The organism is Mycobacterium sp. TH-M106, assembly GCF_057473765.1.
Genome location: NZ_JBYCLE010000091.1, coordinates 1 through 2957 on the forward strand (window position 1 = coordinate 1; position 2957 = coordinate 2957).

Annotated in this window: 2 protein-coding genes; one reads left to right on the top strand and one right to left on the bottom strand. The window is 68.0% G+C overall.

Annotation, left to right across the window (positions count from 1 at the left end; translation table 11 throughout):
* Window positions 1-1094, top strand: a 1094-nt coding sequence (locus AC2VOP_RS03040) for a DUF3556 domain-containing protein (RefSeq protein WP_486959601.1), incomplete at its 5' end; no start/stop codon positions are given.
* 98 nt (window positions 1095-1192) lie between these two features.
* On the opposite strand, the gene metE is transcribed toward AC2VOP_RS03040, so the two are convergent.
* On the bottom strand, window positions 1193-2957 hold a 1765-nt coding region (metE, locus tag AC2VOP_RS03045; protein ID WP_486959602.1), incomplete at its 5' end, for a 5-methyltetrahydropteroyltriglutamate--homocysteine S-methyltransferase.

A 2957-nucleotide genomic window follows, 5' to 3' on the forward strand; every position in this document is an offset into this window, starting at 1 on the left:
CACTGGCGGTGACGTTCCTGTTCACGGCTTGGAGCACGGTGGACATGATCGTCGCCGCCAAGCTCGTCTTCGTCATCATCTGGATGGGTGCGGCCACCTCGAAACTCAACCGGCACTTCCCGTTCGTCATCTCGACGATGATGTCCAACAACCCGCTGGTGCGGCCCCGCTCGATCAAACGCCGCTTCTTCAAGCGCTTCCCCGACGACCTGCGGCCCGGCTGGCCATCGACGGCACTGGCTCATTTTTCCACGCTCGTCGAGATGTTCACTCCGCTGGTGCTGTTCTGCTGCCACGGCGGCCGGCCGACCGCGATCGCCGCGTTCGTCATGGTCTGCTTTCATCTGGGCATCCTGCTGGCGATCCCGATGGGGGTCCCGCTGGAGTGGAACGTGTTCATGATTTTCGGTGTGCTGTCGTTATTCGTCGCACACGCCGACGTCGGGCTCAGCGACGTGAGCCGGCCGGTGCCGGTGGCGATCCTGTTCGCCGGCAGTGCGGGCACTGTCGTGCTCGGCAACCTCTTCCCGCGCAAGGTCTCGTTTCTGGCGGGCATGCGCTACTACGCCGGCAATTGGGACACGACGCTCTGGTGCGTCACACCGTCCGCGGCGGAGAAGATCAGTCGCGGCATCGTGGCGATCGCCAGCATGCCAGAGGCGCAGTTGGAGCGCTTCTACGGCAGCAAACAGGCCGCGCAGATCCCGATCTACATGGGGTATGCGTTCCGCGGGTTCAACACTCACGGCCGGGCGCTGTTCACGCTGGCGCATCGGGCGATGGCGGGTCAGAACGAGGACGACTACACACTCACTGACGGTGAGCGGATCTGTTCCACCGCGCTCGGCTGGAACTTCGGCGACGGCCACATGTCAAGCGAACAGCTGATCGCCGCCCTGCAGCAGCGCTGCCGCTTCGAACCCGGGGAGGTGCGGGTGGTGGTGCTCGACGCGCAGCCGATCCACCGCCAAACCCAGGCCTACCGGCTGGTTGACGCCGCGAGCGGCGAGTTCGAGCGCGGTTACGTCCGGGTGGCCGACATGGTGATCCGCCAGCCGTGGGATGACGATCTGCCGGTGTGTGTCGAGTCCTAAGCGCCGAGCGTGAAGCCATTGTGAAATCTCGGCGATTTTTTCGCAGCAGTTTCACTCTCGGCGAGTGGCCAGACGGCTTTTGACGGCCTTAGACGGCTTTAGACGGCTGCGGCCCGGACCTCCTTGGCGGCGGCCACCAGGTGCTGCAGCGACGCCGTCACCTGGTCGGTGGTGCGGGTTTTCAGGCCGCAGTCCGGGTTCACCCATAACCGCTGCGCCGGAACGGCCTGCAGCGCTTCCCGCAGCGACGTGGTCATCTCGGCGGTGCTGGGGATGCGCGGCGAGTGGATGTCGTAGACACCCGGCCCGACGCTGTTGGCGAATCCGATCGCGTTAAGGTCGTCGAGCACCTCCATGTGCGAGCGGGCCGCCTCGATCGAGGTGACGTCGGCGTCCAGGTCGGCGATCGCCCCGATCACCTCGCCGAACTCCGAGTAGCACAGGTGGGTGTGGATCTGGGTGGAGTCGGCAACCCCGGAGGTGGCCAGCCGGAACGCGCCGACCGCCCAGCGCAGGTAGGCGTCCTGGTCGGCCTTGCGCAGCGGCAACAGCTCACGCAGCGCCGGCTCGTCGACCTGGATCACCGCGATCCCGGCCTTCTCCAGGTCCACCGTTTCGTCGCGGATGGCCAGCGCCACCTGGTTGGCGGTGTCGGCCAGTGGCTGGTCGTCACGGACGAACGACCAGGCCAGGATCGTCACCGGGCCGGTCAGCATGCCCTTGACCGGCTTGTCGGTCAGCGACTGGGCGTAGGTGGCCCAGTCCACCGTCATCGGGTGCGGGCGGGTGACGTCGCCGAAAAGGACCGGCGGGCGCACGCACCGGCTGCCGTAGGACTGCACCCAGCCGTTGGCGGTGGCGAAGAAGCCGTCCAGCTGCTCGGCGAAGTACTGCACCATGTCGTTGCGTTCCGGCTCACCGTGCACCAGCACGTCCAGCCCGAGCTGCTCCTGCAGCTTGATCACGTCGGCGATCTCGGCCTGCATCCGTCGGGTGTATTCGGCGTGGTCGATCTCGCCGGCCGTCAGCGCCGCGCGGGCCTTGCGGATCTCGGTGGTCTGCGGGAACGAACCGATGGTGGTCGTGGGCAGCGCTGGCAGGTGCAGCCGCGCATCCTGGGCGCTGCGGCGAGCCTCGGCCGGGCCGCGGCGGGTACCCGCGGCGGTGATGGTGGCGATCCGGCCGCGGACGTCAGCGTTGTTGAGCCGCGGGTCGGACTTGCGGGACGCGACCGCGGCGTCGGACGCCGCGATCTGGTCGGCCACCGCGTCGCGACCGTCGTGCAGGGCCCGGGCTAATGCGGCGACCTCGGCTACCTTCTCGGCGCCGAACGCCAGCCAGCTGCGCAGATTGTCGTCCAGCCCCGGGTCCGTCTCCAGAGCCAGCGAATACGGCACATGCAGGGTCGAGCACGAGGTTGAAACGGCCAGGGTGGCCACCTTGTCGCGCAGCGCCTCCAGTTTGGACAGCGCGGCATCCAGGTCGGTGCGCCAGATGTTACGGCCGTCGACGATGCCGGCTACCACGGTCTTGCTGGCCAGCTCCGGTATCGCGATGGTGCTGGACCCGTAGACCAGGTCGACACCGATCGCCTCGACCGGGGTGCGCGCCAGCGCGGGCAAAGCGGCACCCGGGTCGCCGAAGTAGGTGGCGACGTGGATGGCGGGCCGGTTGGCCACCCCACCTAGCCGGGAATAGACCTGCTCGGCGAGCGCCGGTGCGTCCCCGGAGATGTCGGTCACCAGCACCGGCTCGTCGATCTGCACCCAGGTCGCGCCGGCGTCGGCCAGCCGGGACAGCAGCTCGGCGTAGACGTCCACCAGCTCGTCGAGCCGGAAGATCGGCGCGGGCGCGCCGTCGACG